The following is a 24718-nucleotide window of genomic DNA, read 5'->3' as shown; positions in this document are numbered from 1 at the left end:
TGCACGATGTTTTTTCATTCATTGATCAGTATTTTTGAATCTAAGTAGAAATGAATTGTTTATTTAGTGAATTCTGAATGTTAAAATGAAACTAACATAATTTCTTTTATATTCCAATGGAGGAGGATTATATGCAATCGAGTGTAGTTACAGATGAAATCAAAAAACAGGTAGAAAATTATTTATCTCTTTATCCTGAAGAGCAGGAAAGACTAGCACCACTTATTCATCAGCTTAACGAAAATAACACAGATATTTTTTCGAGAAAATCACTTCCGGGACATATCACTGCAAGCGCAATTATATTAAAAGAATCTGATCCTGATTATATGTTAATGATGCTTCATCAAAACTTAAAAAAATGGCTGCAGCCGGGTGGCCATGTAGACCCGGGGGAAAGACCAATTGAATCAGCTGTCAGAGAGCTGAAGGAAGAAACAGGAATGGATGGGGGAGTGGATGCAGCAGATTTTCTTGTCCCTTTAGATATTGATATTCATCCGATTCCTGCCAATCCGAAAAAGGGGGAGGGAGATCATCAGCATTACGATTTCAGATATATCGTGAAAGTGAACACGGATGTTATACCGGGAAACATAGAGAATAATAAAGTTGCCTGGGTACATATAAAGAACATAGATAATACCGGATTAAAAATATTGATAGAAAAATTGAGACAAAGTATGAGTTGATCGTTTCACCTCAAACCACTAAATATATTAAAAAATTGAAAGATAAGTCCTTGAAACAGAAATTTAAAGAAGCTTTTAAAGAAATTCAGCTAAATCCCCTTCAAACAGGCGAAAAAAAGAAAGGAATTTAGCTGATATTTTTGGTTATGACATATATCATCAACGAACCAATTATGAGATTGCTTATACGATAGATCGAGATGATAAATGGCAATAATGTTATCATTATCTTAATCGGAACAAGAGAACAATTTTATCAAGCGTTAAAGAGATATATCAAAGCATCAAAATAATTTATCATTTACTTCCGGTACATCTTAAACTGTAAAAACAGCTCATTATAAAACGCCAGATTTTCCTTCCCGAGATTTTCATAAACCTCAAGCTTATCCGTTAATGCAGCATCCGGATAAAAGCGCTCATCATTTACCATTTCTTCAGGCATATATTTTAAAGCTTCCTTATTGGGCGTAGAGTAGCTGACATATTCTGTGTTCTGCGCAGAAACCTCAGGGTCCAGCATAAAGTTAATGAATTCATGTGCACCATCAATATTTTTGGCTGTTTTAGGAATAACAAAATTATCAAACCAAAGATTAGAGCCTTCCTCAGGAACAACATAGTCCATTGCCTCATTTTCCCCCATAATATCTGCAGCATCTCCGGACCAGCCAACTGCTACGGCGGCTTCGTTATTCACCATCAGCATTTTATTCTCATCCCCGACAATAGCACGGATATTTGGAGTCAGCTTTTCCAAATGATCCAATGTTTCATATAGATGCACAGGATTTGTATCGTTCAGAGAATAGCCGAGTGTGTTTAAGCCCATGCCGATAATTTCTCTGGCTCCGTCAACAAGCAGAATTTGATTCTCCAGGCGCGGGTCCCATAAATCATGCCAGCCTGTTATTTCGATCCCCTCTGGAAGCAGTTCCGGGTTGAATATAATACCTACTGTTCCCCAAAAATAAGGGATTGAATAGCGATTATTCTCATCAAAAGGCAGATTTAAGAAGCGATCATCAATATATTGCAGGTTTGGAATTTTATCGTGATCCAGCTCATAGAGCAGATCTTCTTCTGCCATTTTTTCGATCGTATACTCTGAAGGAACGGCGATATCATACGTTGTGCCGCCCTGCTCAATTTTGGTCATCATCGCCTCATTGGAATCAAATGTTTCGTAAATAACGGTGATTCCTGTCTCCTCTTCAAATTGCTGAATGACATCCTGGTCAATATAGTCGCCCCAGTTATACACTGTCAGCGTATTGTCGCCGGAAAAGCCTTGTGCGGCATTCAGCCGGTTGATAATAATTAATAAGACAATGGAAACAGCAAGAATAGACAGAAACAAACGGTTTAAAGCTTTCATCGTCTAAGGTTCGCCCCCTTTGTACCTGAGCGGCTTGCCAGGTAATAATAGACAACAACAAAGATGACAGTAATAACAAACATCAGTGTGGATAGTGCATTAATATTTAAGGAAACACCTCTTCTTGCCAGGGAATAGATTTCTACAGACAGTGTTGAAAATCCATTTCCGGTCACAAAGAAGGTCACTGCAAAATCATCTAAGGAGTACGTTAAAGCCATAAAGAAACCGGCAAAAATGCCTGGTGCTATATATGGCAGTGTTACCTTCGTCAGTACATTCCAATGGCTTGCTCCTAAATCGCGTGCTGCATCCTCTAAGGAGGACGACATCTCCATCAGCTTTGGCAAAACCATCAATACAACAATCGGAATACTGAATGCAACATGAGATAAAAGAACAGAGTAAAATCCGAGCCGGACCCCTGCCATGGTAAAGAGGATCAAAAAGCTTGCCCCCATAATAACATCTGGACTGACAATGAGAATATTGTTTAATGAAAGCAATGTATTTCTAGTCTGTCTCCGTTTATAGGAGCGTATCCCGATAGCGCCGAGTACACCTGTTATTGTAGCAATAAGTGCAGATAATAAAGCAATTACGACCGTATTTAAGACGATAATTAACAGCCGGGTATCATGCAATAATTCGCGGTACCAGTCAAATGTAAATCCTTCAAAATGGCTCATGGTGCCACCGCTGTTAAAGGAATAGAAAATCAGATAAAAGATAGGTGCGTATAAAATAAAAAAGATAAACAGCAAAAAAAGATTAGCAAGCGAAGAAGATTTTTTCTCCATATTACACACCTCTCCTTCTGATCGAAGTCAGCGCCATAAAGCCGACCATGATAATAATTAAAAATACAGCGATAGTTGCGCCCATGCCCCAGTTCTGTGTCACGAGAAACTGCTGCTCAATCGCTGTCCCCAGCGTAATTACCCGGTTTCCGGCGATAAGCCGTGTCAGCATAAACAGGGACAATGCCGGAATAAAAACAACCTGGCAGCCTGATTTGACACCGTCCAATGTCAACGGGAAAATAACTCTCCGGAATGTTGTCCATTTAGATGCTCCCAAATCACTTGCTGCATAAAGCAGGCTGGGATTTAATTTATCCAGGGCATTAAAAATAGGTAAAATCATAAACGGAATAAAAATATACACCGCAACAAATACAAAGCTGAAATCGGTAAATAGAAGCTGTCTGGATCCAATGCCGGCCCACTCTAAAAATCGATTGGCAGCTCCATGCGTGCCAAAAATTCCAATGAAGGCATAGGCTTTTAATAATAAATTGATCCAGGAAGGAACAATAATGAGCAGAAGCCATAGCTGTTTATGCTTGGTACGCGTCAAAATATAGGCTGTCGGATATGCTATGAGCAGCGAAATGACGGTTATCAAAAAAGCATACCAGAACGAGTTTAAGGTCATTTGCAAATAAGTTGCAGTAAAAAAGTTTTTATAATTGGTTAAAGAGAAATTTCCATTAATATCAAAAAATGAAAAGTAAACAACCAAAAGAATCGGTGCAATAACAAATATAATAATCCACAGTGCATATGGGAGCATAAACAAGTTACGGAAGGTTTTATTTTGCATTGTTCTCATCCTCACCATAGGCATCGAGGCGGCGGTCGAAGTCCTCCTCTGATTCATTTAACCGCATAACATGAATGTCCTCAGGTGTGAAACGAAGACCGATTTTCTCACCAATATTTACTTTTTTCGTTGACTGAACAAGCCATGTGTTTTGTGCATCATCCATACAAGTAATTTCATAGTGCACGCCACGGAATAATTGGGCCTGAACCGTAACGAGGATGCTTCCCTGTTCTACGGAGGTAATTTCCATATCCTCCGGCCGGATGACGATTTCAACAGCTTCATTCGGGTCCATTCCCTGGTCTACGCATTCAAATTGCTTGCCGGCAAATTCGACCAGAAAGTCCTTAATCATCGTTGCCCGAATGATATTTGATTCACCAATAAAATCCGCAACAAACCGGTTAATCGGCTCATCATAAATATCGTTAGGCGTGCCGCTTTGCTGAATTTTCCCTTTGTTTAATACAAAGATTTCATCCGACATGGCTAGAGCTTCCTCCTGGTCATGCGTCACGAAAATAAAGGTAATCCCGAGGCGTCTCTGCAGCTCCCTTAATTCATATTGCATTTGATAACGGAGCTTTAAGTCCAGTGCAGAGAGCGGTTCATCCAGCAGGATAATAGCCGGCTCATTGACAATGGCGCGGGCAATCGCTACACGCTGCTTTTGGCCGCCCGACATACCGGCGATCTCCCGGTTTTCATAGCCTTTTAAATTTACAAAGCTGAGTGCTTCTTTAACTTTGGCATCCATATCTGCTTTTTTAACCTTTTTAATCCGTAACCCAAAAGCAACATTTTCATATACATTAAGATGTGGAAATAGGGCGTAGTCTTGAAAAACGGTATTAATTGGACGCTTATTAGCTGGCACATGATTAATTTTTTTTCCTTCAAAAAGAATATCGCCTGAAGTCGCTTCTGTAAATCCGGCGATTAAACGGAGAATCGTCGTTTTCCCGCATCCTGAAGGTCCGAGCAAAGTATAAAACTTTCCTTTTTCTATTTCAAAACTGACGTGATCCAAAACGGGGGCATCATCGTCAAATTGTTTCATCACATGATTGAATTGAATAATTGGTTTTTTTGCCATTTCAGACTCCTTTTTACATATAGATATCTAATAAAAAATCCTTTGCATATATTCACGTGTGAGCATAAGGAGTGCTATCATTCTTATCAGATTCGAAATAATTATACACGAAAATATATCATTTGAAATCAATTTTTTTAAGGTATTATTTTGAAGGGAAAAGCTGATAATGATATCGGAAGAGAAATAATCAATTAAATTTTAGAAATTCTCATATTTTGTTCGATTTTTAAGGTTATGAAATCGTATAACTAGGGAATATAAATATCAAGTCGGCCGTTAGGATGTAAGAATAAATTCGATGTTTATTTTTTATAAATGGTTTATAGGAAAGATAAACAGTAAATACTTATGAAAGATAGAGGACCTGATGCTTGCTTGACATACAATAGTCACATTTTATAAAAAAAGTGACACGATGTCATGAAATAAATTGACTTATGACACTGTGTCACTTAATATAGAATTAGAGTACATGACATTGTGTCACATGAGCTTATGGAGGAGCAAGAATATGCCTACATCTACATTTTTTAATTTGAACGACTCAAAAAGGGCTAAATTATTGCAAGCAGCAGAAAAAGAATTTGCAAGAGCTCCGTTACCACAAGCCTCCATTGCGAACATTGTAAAGCATGCAGGTGTTTCAAGAGGAAGTTTTTACCAATATTTTAATGGTAAAGAAGATGCTTTTTATTATTTATTAAAGCTTCATACAGATAAACGCCGGGCATATTTTCTAAAGCTGCTGCAGGAAAAGGATGGAGACCTGATGGCGTCTATGGATCAGGTTTTTCGGACGATGCTTATCGAGCTGTCTGAAGAGGAGCATTTACAGTTCTTGAAAAATGCCGTACTGAATGTCACACATGAAATTGAAGATTCATTTACGGAGTTATTCTTAGGGAAGCAGTCTGAGATAGATGCAGTGAATCAAGTAAAGGATCTGGTTGACTTCAAAAAATTGAACATTGATAATAAACAAGAGTTCTTCCATGTTATGCAGATTTTAACGTCTGTCACATTTCGAAATATGGTGGATCAGCTATCCAGAAATCTTTCTCATGAAGAAGCTATAGAAAATTTTCGTATTGAAATGGACCTGCTAAGCAAAGGTTTGTCAAAGGCAAATAAGCGGGTATAAACTGTTCCATTTGAATAAATGCAACAGTTTTAACAAGGCGGGTAATCGCAAACTCTTTATAATGGATACCAAGCCTTCTATTAACTTAATTAAGAAAAGAAACTATATAAAAATGGGGTATGATTAATGACGGTAACAATTTATGGTGCAGCATGTTCATCAACTAGGAAAGCAAAACAATGGTTTACGAAAAATGGAATTGAATATACAGAACGTAATGTAATCAGAGAACCTCTGACAGTTAATGAATTACAAAATATCCTCCGTATGACCGTAGAAGGAACCGATGAGATTATTTCAACACGCTCTAAAATTTATAAAGATTTGGACCTTGATATTGAAGCATTGCCACTGCAGGAATTATTAGAAATTATTCAGGAATATCCCCGTCTTTTACGCAGCCCGATTATGGTAGATGCGAAAAGATTACAGGTGGGTTATCATGAAGAGGATATCCGCCAGTTTTTACCGCGGAAAACGAGAGAAAATCAATGGCTGCAATGGAGAAAAAACCATTTACGTGTTGCAGAAAGCTGATAAAATGAAAAACTAACGGAGGAGACAATGCAATTTATTGCCAAACAACCGTATGTTAAAGTAGTCCGTCAAGTAAGCGTATTAGAACAGAAGGATACGGAAGAGCAACGTTATATGTATCTTTATGAAGATAAGATTGTCACACGATACCGGGAATTTCCAATTGAGACTGTGATGGATATTTCATATCGTCTTACCGGAAACAAGAAAAAAGGAATGCTTTATTTACACACTCTTAAAGGGGTGTATGCCTACATTATAAAATCTTCACCAGAACAGTTTATCGATGCCTTTAAAGCTCGAACACATAGTACCACCCATCGGGATTAAGGGCATATAATGAACAGCTCGAAGTTTTACAAGAAACTTCCTTCGGGCTGATTCTTCTGCGCCCAAAGCCTTAGCTCATCTTCCTCAGAGCTTGTGTGGCTTTATTCACTTTCAATAATATAAATTATGAAGGAAAACCTGAGTGAATGAGATGTCACTTAGGTTTTTTAATTGCTAAATCATATAATATTAGGCGAATAACCAAAATTCGTCCTATTTTTTTCTTTGTGCATAAGCTGATTTTAGAGGTGATGGAAATGGTATATCTGAATCGGCAAAAACGTATTTATGCAGACGATATAAAGGGTGCTTCGTCTAATCAGGAAACGTTTATTTATGCCCATGCAAATGAGAGAGAACAAAAACAGCTGGAAATGCAGAGGGAATCTACAGAAGTATTGCAGCAGCTACAGCGGGATGTTTTTGCAAAAAATCAGCAGCTGGAACGCATTGCGAAAAGATTAAAAGAAATGGACAAAAATAGAAAGAGTCATCAGCAGGTGCAAGAAAAGGTATTAGATCGATTAGATCTGCTTGATGAGAATTCAAAGAATGAAAGCGGGCAGCTTGCACAGGTTCTTGCTATTCAAAAGAAGGCAGAGACTGAGACGGGCGATATTAAGAATAATCAGGCATCTATTCATGTTAAACTTGAAAAAATGGAGGATATAAATGAGATAATATCGAAAAAAGTGGAGGAACAGGGAAATAAATTAGAAGAAATATATAATCAGACGGGACAAAGGGAAGAAGAACTCACACTGCTCCATGAAAGAATCGACACACAGGAGGCATGGCTTGAGAAATTGATGCGTCAGGTCCATGATTTACGTGGAATCATCTATGAGAGAGCAGATGAAGTGATAAAGAAGATAGAAAAAAGTATACAATTGTTTGGCGGTAAGTGGAACGTTGTTCATCGGGAAGATACAAAATCATCCAAAGAAACATTAAAGAAGTGAGCTGTTTCATATGAAGCAGCTCACTTCTTTAATGGATACATACGCGATTAAACAATTATGCTGCTTCATGTCCCTTTTGAGCGGCATAATTTCTCTTTAAGAATGAAAGTGATAAAATCAGATTGATACATTGTGCACTGAAACATAGAAATTAAATATAGAAGTAATGACGACAAATAAGGTGGGAAAAATATGAAAACAACAAGTTTTCGAGATACCTGGGCGGAAGTATCTCTGCAGGCTCTAGCCTTTAATGTAAAACAATTTAAACAGCATATTCGTAAAGAAGCACATTTTATGGCTGTTGTGAAGGCGGATGGATATGGTCATGGAGCTGTAGCAATTGCTGAAGAGGCATTAGCTAATGGGGCAGACTGGCTCGGGGTTGCTTTCTTAGATGAAGGACTGGCCTTGAGGGAAGCAGGAATTACCGCGCCGTTATTATTATTGGGCTATACACCGGATTATGCAGTCCATAAAGCAATAGAGCAGGATTTAACCCTGACAGTCTATTCGAAGGAAACAATAGCAGCAATTTGTCAGGCAGCAAGATCCTTAGGAAAAAAGGCGAAAGTTCATATCAAAGTGGATACAGGAATGACGCGTATTGGTATCCGTTCAGCAGAAGAAGCATTGGAATTATGCCAGGCCTTAGATCAGGAAGAAATAGAAGTGGAGGGAATCTTTACCCATTTTGCGGAGGCGGATAATGGGGATTCGAGTGACTATACGAATCAGCAATTTGAAAGCTTTCAACAAATTTATCAGGCAGTAGAAACGAAGGGGTATAAGATTCCTGTTAAGCATTGCTGTAACAGCGCCGGGACGATTGCATATCCGGAAATGCACCTGGATATGGTTCGTGTAGGAGTAAGCCTGTATGGTCTTTATCCGGAGCCGCATTTAAAGGAAATTCTTCCGCTGAAGCAGGTGATGAGTTTGAAAACAAAGCCTGTCCTTATTAAATCTGTTCCGGCTGGACAATCTATCAGCTATGGCAGAACCTATACAACAAAGGAAGAAGTAAAGATTGCTACCTTACCAATCGGGTATGCAGATGGATTATCACGTTTATTATCTAATCAGGGACATGTTACCCTTCGTGGGGTGGAATGTCTGATTGTCGGGCGCATCTGTATGGATCAGACAATGGTGGATGTTTCGAATGTAGATGATGTTCATGAGAATGATATTGTCACCATTTTTGGGGAGCCAAGCGAAGGATATATTTCTCTGGATGTTGTAGCAAAACAAATGCAAACCATTCATTATGAAACAGTTTGCTTGATTGGAAAACGTGTGCCGCGAAAATATGTGAAATAAAAAATTGGAATAGGAATGATAAAAGGATGACGCCTTTTACACAAGAAGTTATCAAAATAATACAGCAAATACCATCAGGAAAGATCATGACTTATGGCCAAATAGCAAAAGAAGCCGGCAATCCTAGAGGAGCAAGACAGGTTGTCCGGGTATTGCATTCTATGAGCAGGAAGTATAACCTGCCCTGGCATCGTGTAATCAATGCAAAAGGCCAGCTGGCAATTCCGAATGAAGAGGCAAATTGGGAGCAGCGCACCCGTTTGGAGGAGGAAGATATACTGGTAAGTTCTTCCGGGCGTGTGAATTTAAAAGAATACCAATGGATTCCAGACTGATAAGCATCTAACTGTATTTCTATCATTTCAGCCAAAAGGACTCCTTCCTCAAAAATACCATCGGATTTTAGGTGGGAGGTGAATTGGCGGTTTTAATACTTCATCCATTTAGCTGTTAAGAAAATCCAAAGAAATATCTAATAGCATAAGTATACCATGAACAGTCTAAAAAAGTTGTTATCCACTTTCAGAATAGTGGTATTTTTCCCCTTCCTATGATATGATGGAATAATAGGAACAAACGTTCTGTAAGGGAGGTGGAAATGAAATGGCTGCTTATCAAACCATGCAAATTTGGGTGAAAAAAAGTCACCGGATGCATCCGTATTTTCAAAATATGTGCCAAAACGCAAAGAATATGCATAACACAACCAACTTTTACATTCGGCAGGTTTTTACAGGTCTTAAACAAGAAAAGGAACTGCAGCCGTTACAAAAAGAAGTATTGGAAAGTCTCCAAACCCATTTGCCTGCAATCAATGCGAACCAGCTGCAGGCTTACCGACGAAGGAGTACAAAAGAACAGGAAAAAGCCAAGTCAGAACAAAAGGAAATCAAATGTCATTTATTTGAGATGCCCTCTAAGGATAAACCATATATTTCTTATCCTTTTTTGAATGCCTTGTTTAAATCGATGAAACAGATCGATTATCAATCCCTGCCGATCCAATCGAGTCAAGGCATCATGAGAACAGTTTTTCAAAACTGGAAAGCCTTTTATGGCAATTTGCGGGAGTATAAAAAGAATCCCACAAAATGGAAAACACGTCCTAACATACCAGGATATTGTCGTTCCAAAGAAAAGGAAATCATCTTCTCCAACCAGGATTGTGTGGTAAAAGACAAGAAATTCTTGAAGTTCCCTAAAACAAAATTGCGTTTGAACATTGGGAAATTAGGTTATTCAGAAGGGAAACTGAAGCAGGTTCGGGTGGTTCCAAAGTATAGTCATTATGTTGTAGAGTTAGTTTTTCAGGTTCCTATAGAAGTAGAGAAGAAAGAATCCAAAAACCGTCTTTTAGCTGTTGATTTAGGGATGGATAATCTTGCAACCATCGTCACGAATACTGGCAAAAGAGCCGTCTTAGTGAAGGGCAAAAACGTCAAATCCGTCAATCAACGCTTTAACCAGCTAAAAGCTTATTATACGGGAATCCTTCGACAAGGAAAACAAGTCAAAGAGGGTACCTTTACATCCAACCGTTTGGAGAAAATCAGTCATCATCGATTTCTTCAAATCAAAGATCTCTTTCATAAAGCCAGTTTTCAAATCGTGAAAATCGCCTTGGAAGAGAATATTGATACTCTCATTATCGGTCAGAATAAAGCATGGAAACAACACGCCGCTATGGGGAAAAGAAATAACCAATCCTTTACAAGCCTTCCGCACAGCCTGCTTATTCAAATGATCAAATACAAAGCAGAGGAGCATGGGATAACCGTGGTGTTGACAGAAGAATCTTATACGTCAAAAGCTAGCTTTTTGGATAACGATGACATCCCGGTTTATGGTCAGAAGAATAAAAACGCTGTATTTTCAGGGAAACGCATCAAACGTGGGCTTTACCTTTCGAAAAACAGGGAGCGCATCAATGCAGATGTAAATGGCGCTGCAAATATTATGCGAAAAGTTTTCAAAGATGCGTTTCATCGCAACTTTTCCAATATCGAGGCTTTACGAAGACCGGTAACTTTGGTTGTAAGATAAAAGTAGTCCCAAAGGCAGGACCAATGGGATAGCGGGGTTGGGTGTTTTCAGCACACCGATGTGTCAACTCCACTGGAGGTTAATCGTCATCTTGAAAGTCGACACCCCAGAAACCCCCACTTCAAATTTTGATAAAAATTAAGTGGCGGGAGTATTCATTTGTCAACTAGGTATAATACAGGTAAATAACTGCTTTTAAAGAGCATTTTCATTCCTGTGTGTTTATGTTCTTTTGTAACCATATGGTTTGGGTAACATAGAAGGCCAGGGTTATAAAGAAGTCTATTTAGGCAAACAGAGTAAATATACATCCTTGTGTCTGCATAGACTGATTAAGAATCAGATAAACATTCCTGGACAAAAAGAAATAAATTCATAATATAGGAGGATGCTCCATGAGAATAGTTGGTATCTCTGGTTCGACGGTTGGCTCAAAAACAAGAGTCGCAGTGGAACAGGCATTGAAATATATGGAAAAAGAGCATACGGAAGTAGAAATAGAGCTGTTAGATTTAAAGGAATATGATGTGGTGTTCAGTGACGGGCGTCCTTATAAAGATTATACAGGCGATACGAAAATCTTATTGGAAAAAATGATGCAGGCTGATGGAATCCTGATTGGCATGCCTGTTTTTCAAGCGTCTATTCCAGGAACATTAAAGAATATTTTTGATTTGCTTCCGGTCGATGCTTTTCGGAATAAAATGGTTGCAATTGTAGCAACTGCAGGTACAACGAAGCACTATCTGGTTCCGGAACAGCACTTAAAGCCAATTCTTCACTATATGCACGCTTGGGTAATTCCGAAATATGTATTTGTTGAAGAAAAGGATTATACAAATTATATAATTACGAACCAGAATGTTATTGATCGTTTAAATAAATTATCAGATGATCTTATTCATTATGTTGATATCCTGCAGAAGCATCCAGAGATAACGCCATTTATATAAAGTGAGGCTTTAGAATGCTATGCTGTAATAAAAATCCTTTTACGAATGACGTTTTCGCAAAAGGATTTTTTGCGTACTTATAGGCATATTCTTCTCATGAGCTGTTACCAGGCAACTCCTTTGTGTTTGGAATCAAGGGTAAACAAGCTATGGGCAATGAGGAACTGTGCACTATAATAAGTAAGCATAATAACTTCATTTGCAGCTGTAAAACTGGATATGAACATATTCCAGGCAAGTATGCTGTCGGAAATGATAAACAGGATGCTGCCCAGAATAGCCCAGCGGTTCCCCGTCATTACTGCTGTGAAGGCCATAAGCATAATGATTCCAATATAAGCGATAACAGGTATGATAAGCACATTTTGCCCATCTGCCTGAAGATGGCTCACGAGCTGATAGCCAACCCAGAGAGCAAAAAGAATGAGTGGTATTGCAACAAGACTTCGCGGTAAAGAAAAACGCCATTGCTTTAAAAATCCAATTGAATAGAATACATGGCCAATAAAAAATGCAGCCAGACCGATTAAAAACCAGTGCAGTGTTGCATCCCCGATCAGGCAAAATACAATACCTCCAATGATCCAATAATGTACAGCCTTTCGTTTTGGCAGGGATTGCTCAAAAGCATAGATCAGAATCAGCACCATTGGAATGACTTTAAAGAAAATACTGAATGCTAATGGTTCTGATGGTGAAATAAATATATAGACAATTCCTGTAGTCAGAATCAATATGGGTAGACGATAGAGCATCAAATTGAATACATTCCCTTCAATTATCAGGATGAGAATCTTCAGATAAGTTTAGTCTAATCATAGTAAAAAAATGCTTATATAACAAATTCTAGATATATAAACAGAATTCCTTTTTTATAGAAATATTTCAATAATTGAAGAGACACGGCCCCGTATGGAAGTAAATAATTGAAAAAATCTTTCATGAATTTTGAAAACATACAGGCTTCATATGGCTGTATGTTATTTGTATTTATTCGAAACAAAATACAAACAAATTACGGCGATAATTAAGAGAATAAAAGCATTTATAGCTATGAAGATGCCGTTTGCAAATGCGAAACTAAATGCTATAACAATTCCTGTAATCGTGAAGAGGATTCCAAATAAGACAAGAACGGTAAAGAAAATTTTTAATTTCGGATAGGCGAGCTGTTTACTGTCTTTTATGATTTTTTCTTGCAAATGTTCGTCTTCTTTTAATAGTTCATCGATAGAAATATCAAATAGATTGCTTATTTCAATTAACATTTCTACATTCGGATAGCCGGCTTTTCTTTCCCATTTGGAAATGGACTGTCTGCTAATATTTAACTTTTCAGCAAGCTGCTCCTGTGAAATATGATGCTTCATTCTTTCTCTTTTTAGTTTTTCATGAAAAGCTGCCATGAGATGATACACCTCCTGATATTATCATAGCCCAGTTATGACTATAATGAAAAGAACCGGGATGTGGCAAGGTGTCATCAATTAGTAGCATCCAAGTCAGAGGTATATTAATGCTCTTTTTTCTATTTGAAATAAAAAGAACTCCCTTTGCCAACCTTTAATGTATTGGACAAGGGGAGATGCTTTTATTGTTCGATAGAAACTTCTTTTAAATTTAACAGCTGTGTCGGTGATTGAGTCAATCCTTTTACGCTGTCATCAACACCTAATAAATATTGCTGATGGTGAATATAAACCATTGGCGTAATTTCAGCCAGTAATTCCTGTGTTTGACGGTACAGCTCTAATCGTTTGTCCGGATCGCCTTCCTGACGGGCCCGGTCTAATAAATCATCGAGCTCCGGATCAACTGTAAAAGTTCTATTGCCAGCTTCACCTAGATTATCTGAATGGAATAAAGGATATAAGCCATTATCTGCATCGCCGGTAACAGTTGTCCAGCCAAAGACAAACATATCGTGCTCACCGTTAGCAGTCTGTTCAAGCATAGAGCCCCATTCGACAGTCCTTACTTCTGCATTAATACCAATTTCCTTCAGCTGCGCCTGAATATTTGTTGCTGTATCAATGCGCTGACGATCATCGTTTGTCCAAATCGTTGTGGAGAATCCATCCTCCAGTCCTGCTTCAGCCAGTAATTCTTTAGCTTCTTCCACATTATATTCATGGTCCTTTACATCCTCACTGTAACCAAACACACTAGGGGCAATTGGTGTATGTGCAGGGATCCCGACATTATCATAAATACCGGAAAGAATTTCTTCTTTATCAATTGCTTTAGCAATTGCCTGGCGGACTCGCACATCATCAAACGGTTCCTTCTCCATATTAAAGCCTAAATAAGATAGTGCCAGACTGTCCTGAGCCTGAACGGATAGATGATCAGAACCTTCAATTTGAGCTACATCAGACGGGCTTAAGGAGTTTGCGACCTGAGAGTCACCTGTCTCTAACTCTGCAATACGGGTTAGATCCTCCGTAACTACTTTGAAGGTTACCGAATCCAGCAATGCCGGCTCACCCCAGTAGTCTTCATTATTTACTAAGCGTACGTATTGACCTGGCTGCCATTCATCGTATTTGAAAGGACCGGTTCCCTGCGGATTCACACTGATCACACTTCCTGCATCTTCTCCAGCTTCCATAGCTGCATAGTCTTCGTCAATCTGGTCCTTTGAAATCATAACCCCGCCTGGATGGGCAAGATGAGCCGGTAATGCAGCAAAAGGATATTCTGTTTTAAAATGAACAGTATAATCATCGACTACTTCAACTTCAGAAATCATATTGTACATAATTGCGCGCGGAGATCCTACTTCCGGATCAAGCGTACGGTCAATATTTGCTTTCACAACGTCTGCATTAAAATCAGAGCCGTCATGGAATTTGACATCCTGACGCAGCTTAAATTCCCATGTAGTATCGTCGATTTGTTCCCATTCCTCTGCAAGCAAAGGCTGGACCTCCATATTTTCATCCTGAGTAACAAGTGTTTCAAAAATATTTCGCTGTACATCACTGGACGGCGTGTCATTGGAAGCGGCGGGATCAAGTGATACAGCATCTGCTGGAGTGGTAATAGTTAAATCGCCGCCTTTTGTTCCTTCTGTTGAATCATTGCTGCCGGATTCATTGTTATCTGGTTCGTTAGCACAAGCAGCAAGAACTAAGCTCAAAAGTGCTATAAATGCGAGCGCATATATTTTTTTCTGTATTTTCATGAGGTGTTGCTCCTTTTTTACGTTATACTTTTTAAAATTGAATAAAATAAATTACAATAGCAAATGAAAATATTTATGATTTAAAGCCTGATTATCTCGTATAATCAGGCTTCAGATTACTTGAATTATTTGATTTTACCAGCCTGGAACGACAGAGCCGTTGAAGTTTTCTTCAATAAATTCTTTCACTTCATCTGTGTGGTAAAGATCAATAAATTGCTGAACTACTTCATCATCCTTATTTTCTGTACGAGCTGCAATTAAGTTAACAAAGGTAGAGTCCTGCTCGATAAAGATAGAATCATCTTTAGGCGAAAGGTCAGCTTCAATTGCAAAATTGGAATTAATTGCTGCTGCATCTACTTCACCAAGCTGCCTTGGAATTTGCGCAGAATCTAATTCAAGCAGCTCAAGATTTTTAGGGTTTTCAACAACATCATTTACTGTTGCGTTCACGCCCAAGCCTTCTTCTAATGTGATAAGTCCAGCTTGTTCAAATAACAATAAAGCCCGTCCGCTGTTGGTAGGATCTCCAGGAAGACCTAATGTTGCACCATCTGGAATATCCTCAAGCGAATCAACAGATTCGGAATAAACCCCCATCGGGAAAGTTACAGTATCTGCTACTTTCACAATATCTAAGCCTCTTTCTTCAACCATCGAGTCCATAAAAGGCTCTGTTTGGAAGCTGCTGATATCAATATCACCCTCATCCAATGAAACATTCGGCATGACATAATCACTAAAAACAACTGGTTCAATTTCCAAATCATCTTCAGCCGCAATTTCAGCTATTTTTTCAACGATTTCTTCATGCGGGCCGGCTGTGACACCAACTTTCAGTACACCATCCTCAAGCAAGTCTGATCCACTGCCGCTTTCGTCATCTCCGCCGCAGGCAGCAAGGAAAACGAGTAATAGAGCTGTAATACTAAGTAAATATTTCTTCATGATGGATTTTCCTACTTTCATTTTTATTTTGAATAGTCTTCAAGCTGTAAGAATGCACTAATCACTTTATCTGCATTGATTTCTTCTTTCATCAAATGAATAGATTCCTCTTCACGGGTAACTTTCTTCGCAATAGCATCCAACAGATCCTGATCATCTGTCCGTATGGAGAAATCTGCTAAGCTTGTCGGGAATCCCCACGCTTCATAATAATTCAAGAGCTTTTGGAGCTCTTCTGTATCCTGTTCTATGACAAGCTGAGCCAAAATACCATAGGATACGATTTCGCCATGAAGGGAATCGGCGATTTGCGGTGCTGCTGTTAAACCGTTATGAATGGAATGTGCACCGGCAATACGTCCAGCTTTCCCTCCAAAGCCTCCAACCATACCGCCTGTTGCGATAATAGCTTCGATAACACGAATGAGTGCATCTGTTACCTGATTATTTTCACAAGCTTTAATTGCTGCTTCACTGTCAGCCAGCAAAATATCTTTACAGGAACGGGCTGCGAATTGAGAGATTTGCAGCCAGACTGGAAGTATGCCTGCAGGATAGAAGGCTTCTACTAAAGAGCGGGCTTCGTAGAATTTTGCCAGCGTATCTCCAATCCCTGCTTTTAAATATTTTACAGGGGCCTCCGCTATAATTGCCGGCTCCACAACTACCAGAGTATTGGCTGCAGGAAATTCTGTATAATGAGAATGCGCTCCGTCTTCCTGATAAAAAACACTTAACGGGGTCCATGCTGCACAGGTAGCTGCAATGGTTGGGATTAAGATGCTTTTTATTTGTGCATTTATAGCTGACGCTTTTGCTATATCCAGAGCTGTTCCGCCGCCAATACCAATGACAGCGTCGATCTGCTGTTCCTGATAAATCTTTGCAAGACGATTGGTCCGTTCGACAGTACAATGCCCATCTGCAAAATGTATATCCCTCTCTTTTATGTTATCCGTGATTGTGGCCGGAAGATATGGCTTCGCCTTTTTCCAGGCAGTTCTGCCGGCAACAACTGCAATTCGTTCCACATGCAGATCATTCAAGTGTTCTGCAAGGTGTTTCAAAGCACCTTCACCAATTTGATAATGGCCGGGTGACCCCTTCACTGTAGCTATTTGCATGATCAGATATCTCCTTTAAAAATAACTTTAAATGAACGTTCAAAAAGTACGGAAAAATTCACCGTGTTATGTTTATTAGTCTTTTTTGAACATCCTCTTTAAGTGCTACATAAAAAACCTCTCTATTTGTTCTAGAGAGGTTGAAAAAGTTTATTCGCTAAACGTCCTCTCTTATTTTCCAAAGCACAAATTGCACTTTGCAGGATTTAGCACCTTTTTTAGAACGAATTCTAGAAAGGTTGCCGGGCTTCGTCGGGCCAGTCCCTCCGCCACTCTCAATAAGAGTTCTTATGTAACTGTTGTTATATCTTAATATGAAATATATGAAAAGTCAATGGCTTTAAGGGTAGGACTAAATTGTTGCCGGAATTAAGCTATATAAAGAAGCCCGCAACGATGGTTCTGCATCATTGCAGGCTTTTTACAACCGGATTATATCCGCTTTTATCTACTTTTTATCCTCTAATACGATATCTTTCTTTTTTTTCTTCAAATAATACGCACTCATCAGAGCGGAAGCCGGAATAACAATGGATATTCCAATACCGGAAATAAAAATTGTCAGCAATTCATCATTAAATACCTTTGCATTTATTATATCTCCGATCGTGTAATCTAAATCCTTAAACCAGATTAACAATCCCATATAGCCGCCGAAAAAAGCAAAGAACAGTGTATTGGTATTTGTTCCTAAGATATCTCTGCCAATACGGATACCGGCCAAAAATAGATTTTTTCTGGAAATATCCGGATTCTGCTCATAAATTTCACGCATTGGAGAGGTGATGGAAATAGCAGTATCCACAATTGCTCCAATCGTGCTCATAATAATAACTGCTGTGGCAATTTGTACAAAATTAAGGCCGATATGCACATTGAATGTGGTTATTTCACCAGATTCCTCTTCTCCAAGACCATAAATCATGGACTGCTCGGTCAAAATAATAATGAAAAAGATTAAGATAACCATTGTTACAATAGTCGCTAAAAAAGCAAGCACTGTTTTATTATTTACCCGGTTAATGAAAAAGAGACTGACTGCGCTGATAAAACCACATGCGATAAGCGCAATAATAATCGGGTTTCCGGATGGGTCATTCATGACAAAGACAGCCATCAGAACAATGAGGAAGTTAATAAAGAGTGCAATAAAGGAGCGTACACCCTTCATACCGCCGACCCAAGTCATTAATGCAAATAATATGATTGCCAGTAATATAAGTACATTCATAATTTCGCCTGCTTTCTGCGGATAAAGAAAATAGATATATATACAGCAATAGGAATGGTCAGAACGATACCAATCCCACCGACTAGAGCACGTGCTAATTCAAGGGAAAGGTTCATGGATACAGTAAAACCGAATGGTGCTGCATTTTTAAAATAAATTAACAGCATTGGAATCGAGCCGCTGACATATGCAAAAAATAAAATATTTGTCATTGTGCCCATAATGTCCTTGCCAATTTCATATCCGGCTTTTTTCAATGTTTCTATGCTGATATGATTATTTTTCTCATACATTTCAAACATAGAGGCAGATAGAGTAATAGCAATATCCATCACAGCCCCCAAAGAACCAATCAGCAGTCCTGCCATAAAGATGGTTTGCGGATTTCGGGTTAAGAAAGCCATCTCTTCATAGCGGAGCCCTTGCTCTCCGGTAAAACGAAGAGCCGCATAAGCAATGATCAGGGACACCCCTGTAGCAATAAGTGTCGTAAGAATCGCTGTATAGGTTTTTTCATTGAATCCCGTGGCCATCAGTAATGACAGCACGGTAAAAATAATAATGCTGATTAAGGTGATGAGCGACAAGCTGATACTGGGATGCTGAATATAGATGTCTAATGCAACGGATAAGATAACTGCATTGACAAGCAGACTCAGTGCAGATAAAGCTCCTCTGGACTTGCCGACAGCTAATAATATAACGAGAAATATCCATGCAGCAAACACAAAATATTTATCCCGTTTGATGTCACCAGCTGCATTACCATCCTGGGCCAGAAAAATCTCATCTCCGGCAGATAATTCGTAATCCAATGCCAGGGATTGCATATATTCATTGTCAAATTCAGTTGATTTTCCTTTATCTGACCCATTTTTTATTTCTCCAACGATATGCTGTGTAACATGCTCATCTTCGTTTCCGTGTGTATCCACCTGGTCTTCTCTGTTTATTTCCTGCACATCGGTTATTTGTACAATTGTTCTATCATATAATTCATAATTGTTATTGATAAAAATCATAGACGCTATAAAACCGATCAGTAATAAACAGACGGTAATAACTTGAGTCTTTGTCCGATTTTTTAACCATGCTTTCAATGTAATCACTCCAAAAATAGGGTTTCCTATTTGTATTTCTGAAAACATATACTATGATAACACTTTTAATTAGAAGGAGATACATACAGCTCCGGAAAATTTTCCAGTATAAAGCAAAGGGAAGATGCATAACCTTGTTATTTTAGTATGTACCAAAAGAGAAAGTGTATTTCACAATGTCCAAAGGTTTGGACATTGTGAAGGGGATAATGTTATAATTTTGTCAAATACTTTTGACAAAAGGAGCTTGGATATTGAAAAATTTCATCAAAAAAATAAGGAAGCAATCAAATATAACCCAAGCAAAGCTGGCTCTTCTTTGCGATGTTTCCAGACAAACAATTAACTGTGTTGAAAATGATAAATATGACCCCACTTTAGCACTGGCATTTAAAATATCCAGAGCACTGGATAAAAATCTGGAGGAGGTGTTTATCTATGACGAAATTTCATGAAGGGTACCGTATTACAATGAAAGACATTAAAAAAGAAGGGGCTTCAATTTTAAAAAAACAGCTGGACCCAGTGCATATGCCTGTTACTGAGGAAACGAAAACAGAACTGGAGTGTATGCTGGCCTATTTAAGAAACAGCCAGGACCCGGAACTGGCAAAGAAATATAAATTAAGGCCAGGCTCTGGGCTTTCGGCGAATCAAGTGGGTATTAATAAAAGAATGTTTGCAGCCCTTTACCAGACGGAAAAGGACGAAAGAATAGAATTAAAGCTGATTAATCCCAGGCTGATCAGTCATTCCGCAAATACCATCTATCTTCCGGAGGGAGAGGGATGTTTATCTGTAAACAGAGAAATACGCGGGCATGTGCCGCGTTATGAAAGAATAAAGGTGCAGGCCTTTGATATAGAGGGAAAGAAACATACTTATACCTTTAAAGGATACAGCGCTATTCTGGTTCAGCACGAAATGGATCATCTGGATGGAATCATGTTTTTTGACCGTATAGATAAAGAAAAACCATTTTTGAATTTGCAATAGGGGGCCAGAATTCTGAGAAAAGAGGTTTTAAAATGAATACATTAACCGTAATGTTACAAACAGAATATGATATCAATCCAATACAAATACAATCCAAACAAGGCGGATGGGCATCGCTTGCCTTTGAGATAAAAGCAGATGAAGCAGTTTATTTTTTAAAGGTATATGAAAAGAGCAGGGCATCGACACCAAAATTAACCGCATTGATTGATCAATATGTTCCGATAGTGGAGTGGATAGAACGGAACAGTAATTTAAAAGGCAGAATTCCAGTTCCGATGCAGACAAGGGAAGGTAACTACAAATGTGATGATGAGGAAAATATTTATTTACTGTATCCTTTTATTAATGGGCAAACAATAGGTGAATGGGACTTAACAGAGCGGCAGACAGAAGAATTGGCACATATAATTGCAGTACTTCATTCATTTGATGAGGAAATTCCTTTTCCAACAGAGGCTCTAATAGAAGATTTTGAGGTACCCTTTATAAGAGAATTGGAAAAGGTACTCGATTACAGAGAGGAAGATGTTCCAGAAGAATTGCATTTATTTCTGCGTGAGAACCGGGAGCGTATAAACAAATGGATTAGTAGCGTAAAAGAACTTTCAACAAAGCTGAAATCATTCTCATTAAACAGGGTGCTTTGTCATACGGACCTTCATCATTGGAACTTAATGCAGGCAGAGAACCTGTTGTTAATTGATTGGGAAGGTTTGAAATTAGCACCTGCTGAAGCAGACATGATGTTTTTGACAAGTGAGCCGTATTTTATGACATTTATGAAAGTCTATAGGCAATATCATAAAAATTATCATATAAATGAAGAAGCTATCACATTCTATCAATTAAAAAGAAGACTTGAAGATATTTGGGAGTTTATCGAGCAGCTGTTATATGAAAAGGTTAGCACAAAGGATAAAGATGAAATTATTGGTTACTTGAAAGGATTAACAGAGCATGAAAAGTAAATATTTATGACATTGGGTTAAACACGCTATAAAGAGGGAATAAGCAAAGGTATTTGTATTGTAATGAAGCTAAAGGGAAGTGAGTTCATGTTTTTAGCCTGGAATGAAATAAAGAATAACAAGCTGCGTTTTACATTGGTTATTGGTGTGCTGGTGCTTATTTCTTATCTGGTTTTCTTTTTATCAGGGCTGGCAAATGGATTAGAGCAATTAAACCGTGAAGCTGTTGATAAATGGGAAGCAGACGGGATTATCCTGACAGAAGAATCCGATTTGCGGCTGCAGCAGTCCGTCCTCTCCAAAGAGGATTTTGATGGGAGCGGCGTTGACGAATATACCGAATTATCTCAGCTGAGTGCGATTGCCAGTAACGGGGATAAAAAAGAAAATGTATATATTTTTGCAGTAGATCCATCTTCCTTTATAATGCCGGATGTGACAGAAGGAAATGCTTTTGTGTATGAAGGGGAAGTCATAGCTGATGATACATTAAAAGAAGATGGCTTTGAAATCGGCGATGAACTTTCTCTGTCTTCTACAGATGAAACGTTAGAAATCGTTGGATTTACGGATAAAGCAAGGTTTAATGCAGCGCCAGTATTGTTCACGGACCAGGATACACTGGATACCCTTCAATATGGTGAATTTGCAGAAGGGGATAGTGATGCCATTAATGCCTTTATTATTCGTACAGATAATTTAAATAATGTCGAAGCAGACGAAGCGTTACAGGTTATTGATACAGAAACATTTATAGAAAATTTACCAGGCTATACAGAACAAAATTTGACACTGACATTGATGATATACTTCTTATTTATTATATCAGCTGTGGTACTGGCAATTTTTCTCTATGTGCTTACAATTCAGAAGATAAGTATTTTTGGGGTGATGAAGGCGCAGGGAATATCATCCGGATATTTGGCCGGCTCTGTGGTGGCGCAGACATTTTTACTTTCTTTAGCTGGTGTTCTGATTGGGCTGGCTTTGGCAGTAATCACAGGCTTATTTTTACCTGCGGCAGTTCCGGTAGCCTTTAATTACATCGAAATGTTGATTTATGGGATCATCCTGATTATTGTGTCAGTAATTGGAGCATTAATCTCCGTACAGACCATCGTACGCATTGATCCATTAAAGGCGATAGGAGGGTAAGAAAGCATGGCTATTTTAGAATTGAAGAAGGTACAGAAAACCTTTGGGTCTGGCAGAACAAAAGTGGAAGCAATGAAGGAAACGGATTTTGAAGCTGAAAAAGGAGAGTTAATTGCTGTGATTGGTCCCTCCGGATCTGGAAAAAGTACATTTTTAACGATTGCAGGCGGGCTGCAGACACCAACTGGTGGAGAAGTGATGATTAATGGAACAGCTTTGACGGATTTAAAGGAGAAAAAACGTGCTGCATTAAGGCTGAAGGAAGTCGGATTTGTATTACAGGCATCTAATCTCGTACCTTATTTAAATGTCGGGCAGCAGATGCAGCTGTTAGATAAGGTGAAGAAAGGAAATTTACAAAAGGAAGAGGCGAAAGAGCTTTATCAGTCACTGGGAATTGATCATTTAATCCGTAACTTTCCGAGGGACTTATCCGGCGGGGAAAAACAGCGCGTTGCGATAGCCAAAGCACTTTATACCAACCCTAGTATTATTTTAGCGGATGAACCGACTGCATCCCTCGATTCTGATCGGGCGTTTGAGGTAATGAAGATGCTGAAGGAAATTACCAAAGAAAAGCAGACAGCGACCATTGTTGTGACCCATGATACGCGGCTGATTGATGATTGTGATAAAGTATATAAGATTACAGATGGTAAGATGGAATTACAGGAAAGAGTCCATGATATATTATAGTAGATGTAATAAAAAGTGATGCAGAGCCGGTTTGCGGCAATGGATCACTTTTTGTTTGAATAATATATATTTTGAAGCTCTGCTGTTAAAAAGTCCTTATAGAATAAAACACTATTATCTGTTTAAAATTAATTCATTTTCGACGCTTTACGAATAATAATCTGCCAATGAGGCCCTGTTTCAACATGATAAGCATTGGCAAAGGAACCCTGGTTGATGGCGACTCCTAAATTGTCTAATGAATTCACATATAGTAAAGGCTCACCAAGTCGAATTTCGGCAAAGGAATGTCTATATGTCATGATATTTTTATATACCTGCTGACGGTTAGTGGCGATGGTGACTTCAAAAGCATCACCATGTGCAACATCGATTTCTTGGAATAGCTCTCTGCTGATATTGGTCCATAGATTACCAAAACGAATATCCAATATATCAATATTACCGTAGACAATATCCTCTTCTATATATGCTTCTGGTTTTGTTAATTCAACAATATCCTCTGAATCAATAGCCGGACCGACTTCTTCAAAGGTAATCGTGTTTGATGCCAGTCTTGCACCGGTATACGCATAAACATCACGGCCATGAAACGTATAGGATTCGCCTGATCTGGGCAGCCTGTTTGTTTTCTCGTCGATGGTTCTTGCTTCCTTAATTCCGATATCCTTTTTAATATGGGTAAGTGTTCCATTATCTGGTGTTACGATATACTGGTTATTTACCGTTTTCACAACAACACTCAGTCTCGAAGTTCCAACTCCCGGATCAACAACAGAAATAAAAACTGTCCCCTCAGGCCAATACGGCAAAGTTTGGTATAAACGATAAGACCCCTCCCAAATATTATATTGCGGGATGTTGTGTGTCAGGTCGAATACCCGGAGATTGGAATCTACAGTAAGTGCTACGCCATACATTGCACTTACTGCACCGTCACTGATACCGAAGTCTGTTTGAATTACTAAATTTCTGCTCATTTAAAAACCTCCTGTATTTTTGCTGATGACTAGCTGGCTTATTCTTTCTGCTACAAGAAATTAAAAAACCACGCCCGTATCGAATAAACGATAAGGACGTGGCTGGAATTTACGTGGTACCACCTTATTTTACTGTATGCTCACACATACAGCCTCATCAAGTACGAAAGCATGGAGCTTTTATACTGTGGTATTGATAACGAGTACCAAATCTCGCCGGAACCTACTAGTACCCAAGGATACTTTCAGCACGAAGCTCAG

Annotated in this window: 26 protein-coding genes, 1 riboswitch and 1 other annotated feature (1 of these 28 cut by a window edge); of the genes, 14 read left to right on the top strand and 12 right to left on the bottom strand. The window is 38.7% G+C overall.

Annotated elements, in window-relative coordinates; translation table 11 throughout:
- Positions 1-131: 131 nt before the first annotated feature.
- A complete protein-coding gene (locus tag IEX29_RS07935; protein WP_188733933.1) occupies positions 132-692 on the top strand; it encodes an NUDIX hydrolase in 561 nt (186 codons plus the stop codon).
- Positions 693-993: 301 nt separating this feature from the next.
- Here the strand turns inward: IEX29_RS07935 and IEX29_RS07930 are convergent, their stop codons facing one another.
- Genes IEX29_RS07930 through IEX29_RS07915 form a run of 4 tightly spaced genes read right to left on the bottom strand, consistent with a single transcriptional unit; the run spans position 994 to position 4774 of the window.
- On the bottom strand, positions 994-2070 hold the full coding sequence (locus IEX29_RS07930; RefSeq protein WP_188733932.1) for an ABC transporter substrate-binding protein: 1077 nt from the start codon (positions 2068-2070) through the stop codon (positions 994-996).
- Complete coding sequence (locus IEX29_RS07925; protein ID WP_188733931.1) at positions 2067-2870, bottom strand: ABC transporter permease; 804 nt, start codon at positions 2868-2870, stop codon at positions 2067-2069. Before IEX29_RS07925 ends, IEX29_RS07930 begins: the two co-directional genes overlap by 4 nt.
- A gap of 1 nt (position 2871) precedes the next feature.
- Positions 2872-3675: an ABC transporter permease gene (locus IEX29_RS07920; protein ID WP_147211754.1), complete on the bottom strand. Its 804-nt coding sequence runs from the start codon at positions 3673-3675 to the stop codon at positions 2872-2874.
- Positions 3665-4774, bottom strand: coding sequence for an ABC transporter ATP-binding protein (locus tag IEX29_RS07915; RefSeq protein WP_188733930.1), 1110 nt, complete (start codon positions 4772-4774; stop codon positions 3665-3667). Before IEX29_RS07915 ends, IEX29_RS07920 begins: the two co-directional genes overlap by 11 nt.
- Before the next feature lie 514 nt (positions 4775-5288).
- On the opposite strand from IEX29_RS07915, the gene IEX29_RS07910 reads away from it, so the two are divergent.
- The 8 genes from IEX29_RS07910 (at position 5289) to IEX29_RS07875 (ending at position 12066) form a co-directional block, all read left to right on the top strand.
- The gene (locus tag IEX29_RS07910) at positions 5289-5918 is read left to right on the top strand and encodes a TetR/AcrR family transcriptional regulator (RefSeq protein ID WP_188733929.1); all 630 of its coding nucleotides are present in this window, start codon (positions 5289-5291) and stop codon (positions 5916-5918) included.
- Between the two features lie 126 nt (positions 5919-6044).
- A complete protein-coding gene (locus IEX29_RS07905; protein WP_188733928.1) occupies positions 6045-6455 on the top strand; it encodes a Spx/MgsR family RNA polymerase-binding regulatory protein in 411 nt (136 codons plus the stop codon).
- Between the two features lie 27 nt (positions 6456-6482).
- Positions 6483-6785, top strand: a complete 303-nt coding sequence (locus IEX29_RS07900; protein ID WP_188733927.1) for a hypothetical protein — start codon at positions 6483-6485, stop codon at positions 6783-6785.
- A 257-nt stretch (positions 6786-7042) separates the two neighbouring features.
- Positions 7043-7747 (top strand): hypothetical protein, encoded by a 705-nt coding sequence (locus IEX29_RS07895; protein ID WP_188733926.1) that lies wholly within the window; start codon positions 7043-7045, stop codon positions 7745-7747.
- A gap of 192 nt (positions 7748-7939) precedes the next feature.
- On the top strand, positions 7940-9070 hold the full coding sequence (gene alr, locus IEX29_RS07890) for an alanine racemase (RefSeq protein WP_188733925.1): 1131 nt from the start codon (positions 7940-7942) through the stop codon (positions 9068-9070).
- A 26-nt stretch (positions 9071-9096) separates the two neighbouring features.
- Complete coding sequence (locus IEX29_RS07885) at positions 9097-9405, top strand: MGMT family protein (RefSeq protein ID WP_188733924.1); 309 nt, start codon at positions 9097-9099, stop codon at positions 9403-9405.
- Between the two features lie 268 nt (positions 9406-9673).
- Entirely contained in the window at positions 9674-11113 is a 1440-nt protein-coding gene (locus tag IEX29_RS07880; RefSeq protein ID WP_188733923.1) for an RNA-guided endonuclease InsQ/TnpB family protein, read from the top strand.
- Positions 11114-11508: 395 nt separating this feature from the next.
- Positions 11509-12066: an NADPH-dependent FMN reductase gene (locus IEX29_RS07875; protein WP_188733922.1), complete on the top strand. Its 558-nt coding sequence runs from the start codon at positions 11509-11511 to the stop codon at positions 12064-12066.
- Between the two features lie 104 nt (positions 12067-12170).
- Here IEX29_RS07875 and IEX29_RS07870 read toward each other — a convergent pair whose 3' ends face one another.
- From IEX29_RS07870 to IEX29_RS07840, 7 genes are all read right to left on the bottom strand, one after another.
- Positions 12171-12800 (bottom strand): lysoplasmalogenase, encoded by a 630-nt coding sequence (locus tag IEX29_RS07870; protein WP_229720133.1) that lies wholly within the window; start codon positions 12798-12800, stop codon positions 12171-12173.
- Between the two features lie 246 nt (positions 12801-13046).
- The gene (locus tag IEX29_RS07865; RefSeq protein WP_188733920.1) at positions 13047-13472 is read right to left on the bottom strand and encodes a helix-turn-helix domain-containing protein; all 426 of its coding nucleotides are present in this window, start codon (positions 13470-13472) and stop codon (positions 13047-13049) included.
- Positions 13473-13657: 185 nt separating this feature from the next.
- Positions 13658-15253, bottom strand: a complete 1596-nt coding sequence (locus tag IEX29_RS07860; RefSeq protein WP_188733919.1) for a glutathione ABC transporter substrate-binding protein — start codon at positions 15251-15253, stop codon at positions 13658-13660.
- A 135-nt stretch (positions 15254-15388) separates the two neighbouring features.
- Complete coding sequence (locus tag IEX29_RS07855) at positions 15389-16204, bottom strand: MetQ/NlpA family ABC transporter substrate-binding protein (RefSeq protein WP_188733918.1); 816 nt, start codon at positions 16202-16204, stop codon at positions 15389-15391.
- 23 nt (positions 16205-16227) lie between these two features.
- The gene (locus tag IEX29_RS07850; RefSeq protein WP_188733917.1) at positions 16228-17328 is read right to left on the bottom strand and encodes an iron-containing alcohol dehydrogenase family protein; all 1101 of its coding nucleotides are present in this window, start codon (positions 17326-17328) and stop codon (positions 16228-16230) included.
- Between the two features lie 168 nt (positions 17329-17496).
- Positions 17497-17613, bottom strand: a riboswitch (SAM riboswitch).
- Positions 17614-17776: 163 nt separating this feature from the next.
- A complete protein-coding gene (locus IEX29_RS07845; RefSeq protein WP_188733916.1) occupies positions 17777-18559 on the bottom strand; it encodes a YibE/F family protein in 783 nt (260 codons plus the stop codon).
- Positions 18556-19668: a YibE/F family protein gene (locus IEX29_RS07840; protein WP_444544097.1), complete on the bottom strand. Its 1113-nt coding sequence runs from the start codon at positions 19666-19668 to the stop codon at positions 18556-18558. The genes IEX29_RS07845 and IEX29_RS07840 overlap by 4 nt, the downstream gene beginning before the upstream one ends.
- A 245-nt stretch (positions 19669-19913) precedes the next feature.
- On the opposite strand from IEX29_RS07840, the gene IEX29_RS07835 reads away from it, so the two are divergent.
- The 5 genes from IEX29_RS07835 to IEX29_RS07815 all read left to right on the top strand — a co-directional run bounded on the left by IEX29_RS07835 (position 19914) and on the right by IEX29_RS07815 (position 23477).
- Entirely contained in the window at positions 19914-20114 is a 201-nt protein-coding gene (locus IEX29_RS07835) for a helix-turn-helix transcriptional regulator (protein WP_308423628.1), read from the top strand.
- On the top strand, positions 20098-20655 hold the full coding sequence (gene def / locus IEX29_RS07830) for a peptide deformylase (RefSeq protein ID WP_188733914.1): 558 nt from the start codon (positions 20098-20100) through the stop codon (positions 20653-20655). Before IEX29_RS07835 ends, def begins: the two co-directional genes overlap by 17 nt.
- 32 nt (positions 20656-20687) lie before the next feature.
- Positions 20688-21626, top strand: a complete 939-nt coding sequence (locus tag IEX29_RS07825) for an aminoglycoside phosphotransferase family protein (RefSeq protein WP_188733913.1) — start codon at positions 20688-20690, stop codon at positions 21624-21626.
- Positions 21627-21713: 87 nt separating this feature from the next.
- Positions 21714-22781, top strand: coding sequence for an ABC transporter permease (locus tag IEX29_RS07820; protein ID WP_188733912.1), 1068 nt, complete (start codon positions 21714-21716; stop codon positions 22779-22781).
- Between the two features lie 6 nt (positions 22782-22787).
- Positions 22788-23477 carry an ABC transporter ATP-binding protein gene (locus IEX29_RS07815; RefSeq protein ID WP_188733911.1) on the top strand — a complete coding sequence of 230 codons (690 nt, stop codon included), beginning with the start codon at positions 22788-22790 and terminating at the stop codon, positions 23475-23477.
- 128 nt (positions 23478-23605) lie between these two features.
- On the opposite strand, the gene IEX29_RS07810 is transcribed toward IEX29_RS07815, so the two are convergent.
- A complete protein-coding gene (locus tag IEX29_RS07810; RefSeq protein ID WP_188733910.1) occupies positions 23606-24457 on the bottom strand; it encodes an SAM hydrolase/SAM-dependent halogenase family protein in 852 nt (283 codons plus the stop codon).
- An 89-nt stretch (positions 24458-24546) separates the two neighbouring features.
- Positions 24547-24718: a binding site (T-box leader), on the bottom strand (it continues 98 nt past the right edge of the window).

Origin of the sequence: Oceanobacillus neutriphilus (assembly GCF_014645515.1) — a bacterium.
GTDB lineage: Bacteria > Bacillota > Bacilli > Bacillales > Amphibacillaceae > Oceanobacillus > Oceanobacillus neutriphilus.
This window is presented reverse-complemented; position numbering and strand designations above follow the sequence as displayed.

Coding starts and splice junctions, on each gene's coding strand:
- IEX29_RS07825 (WP_188733913.1), top strand. CDS start 20,688: ATGAATACATTAACCGTAATGTTACAAACAGAATATGATATCAATCCA.
- alr (WP_188733925.1), top strand. CDS start 7,940: ATGAAAACAACAAGTTTTCGAGATACCTGGGCGGAAGTATCTCTGCAG.
- IEX29_RS07930 (WP_188733932.1), bottom strand. CDS start 2,070: ATGAAAGCTTTAAACCGTTTGTTTCTGTCTATTCTTGCTGTTTCCATT.
- IEX29_RS07880 (WP_188733923.1), top strand. CDS start 9,674: ATGGCTGCTTATCAAACCATGCAAATTTGGGTGAAAAAAAGTCACCGG.
- IEX29_RS07905 (WP_188733928.1), top strand. CDS start 6,045: ATGACGGTAACAATTTATGGTGCAGCATGTTCATCAACTAGGAAAGCA.
- def (WP_188733914.1), top strand. CDS start 20,098: ATGACGAAATTTCATGAAGGGTACCGTATTACAATGAAAGACATTAAA.
- IEX29_RS07885 (WP_188733924.1), top strand. CDS start 9,097: ATGACGCCTTTTACACAAGAAGTTATCAAAATAATACAGCAAATACCA.
- IEX29_RS07900 (WP_188733927.1), top strand. CDS start 6,483: ATGCAATTTATTGCCAAACAACCGTATGTTAAAGTAGTCCGTCAAGTA.
- IEX29_RS07810 (WP_188733910.1), bottom strand. CDS start 24,457: ATGAGCAGAAATTTAGTAATTCAAACAGACTTCGGTATCAGTGACGGT.
- IEX29_RS07935 (WP_188733933.1), top strand. CDS start 132: ATGCAATCGAGTGTAGTTACAGATGAAATCAAAAAACAGGTAGAAAAT.
- IEX29_RS07815 (WP_188733911.1), top strand. CDS start 22,788: ATGGCTATTTTAGAATTGAAGAAGGTACAGAAAACCTTTGGGTCTGGC.
- IEX29_RS07925 (WP_188733931.1), bottom strand. CDS start 2,870: ATGGAGAAAAAATCTTCTTCGCTTGCTAATCTTTTTTTGCTGTTTATC.
- IEX29_RS07850 (WP_188733917.1), bottom strand. CDS start 17,328: ATGCAAATAGCTACAGTGAAGGGGTCACCCGGCCATTATCAAATTGGT.
- IEX29_RS07920 (WP_147211754.1), bottom strand. CDS start 3,675: ATGCAAAATAAAACCTTCCGTAACTTGTTTATGCTCCCATATGCACTG.
- IEX29_RS07820 (WP_188733912.1), top strand. CDS start 21,714: ATGTTTTTAGCCTGGAATGAAATAAAGAATAACAAGCTGCGTTTTACA.
- IEX29_RS07910 (WP_188733929.1), top strand. CDS start 5,289: ATGCCTACATCTACATTTTTTAATTTGAACGACTCAAAAAGGGCTAAA.
- IEX29_RS07845 (WP_188733916.1), bottom strand. CDS start 18,559: ATGAATGTACTTATATTACTGGCAATCATATTATTTGCATTAATGACT.
- IEX29_RS07875 (WP_188733922.1), top strand. CDS start 11,509: ATGAGAATAGTTGGTATCTCTGGTTCGACGGTTGGCTCAAAAACAAGA.
- IEX29_RS07895 (WP_188733926.1), top strand. CDS start 7,043: ATGGTATATCTGAATCGGCAAAAACGTATTTATGCAGACGATATAAAG.
- IEX29_RS07860 (WP_188733919.1), bottom strand. CDS start 15,253: ATGAAAATACAGAAAAAAATATATGCGCTCGCATTTATAGCACTTTTG.
- IEX29_RS07855 (WP_188733918.1), bottom strand. CDS start 16,204: ATGAAGAAATATTTACTTAGTATTACAGCTCTATTACTCGTTTTCCTT.
- IEX29_RS07915 (WP_188733930.1), bottom strand. CDS start 4,774: ATGGCAAAAAAACCAATTATTCAATTCAATCATGTGATGAAACAATTT.
- IEX29_RS07865 (WP_188733920.1), bottom strand. CDS start 13,472: ATGGCAGCTTTTCATGAAAAACTAAAAAGAGAAAGAATGAAGCATCAT.